Annotated in this window: 1 rRNA gene; it reads right to left on the reverse strand. The window is 49.8% G+C overall.

The window, feature by feature from the left end:
- Positions 1-342 (reverse strand): 16S ribosomal RNA (locus H1S01_RS20540); the annotation flags it as partial.
- Between the last annotated feature and the right edge of the window lie 385 nt (positions 343-727).

The following is a 727-nucleotide window of genomic DNA, read 5'->3' on the forward strand; positions in this document are numbered from 1 at the left end:
GAGTCTGGGCCGTGTCTCAGTCCCAGTGTGGCCGTTCACCCTCTCAGGCCGGCTACCGATCGTCGCCTTGGTGAGCTATTACCTCACCAACTAGCTAATCGGACGCGGACCCATCCAAGAGCGGATTGCTCCTTTGGTTGTCCGGGGATGTCCCCAGACAACGTTATGCGGTATTAGCAGCCCTTTCGGGCTGTTATCCCCCACTCTCAGGCAGGTTATCCACGCGTTACTCACCCGTCCGCCACTAAGCGAATCCATCGAAACTTCATCGCTCCGTTCGACTTGCATGTGTTAGGCATGCCGCCAGCGTTCGTCCTGAGCCAGGATCAAACTCTCCACAAAAAATGTAGATAAGCTTGAGTCAAGCTCTTATTGATTAAATTTTCTTATCCAGTCAAAGCTTCTTGTAACAGAAGTCTATCGACTCTTAAGAAGTTATCCGTCCCGCTTGCGCGGGCCGAATTGACTTTAGTTCGCACGCTTTTGCTTTAACAACTGTTTGATTTTCAAGGACCAGATGTTTTTGTCCGTCGGCACCTGCCGGCGACAGTTATAAATATTAACACATCGTTCACGGCAAGGCAACAGGTAATTTTTAGTATCTCCTTCATATCAACGACGATCATTTGTAACCGTCATCCTATGAAGAAATGGCGCGCCCGAAGGGATTCGAACCCCTGACCTCTTGATTCGTAGTCAATTACTCTATCCAGCTGAGCTACGGGCG

The organism is Heliobacterium chlorum (assembly GCF_014502795.1).
GTDB lineage: Bacteria > Bacillota > Desulfitobacteriia > Heliobacteriales > Heliobacteriaceae > Heliobacterium > Heliobacterium chlorum.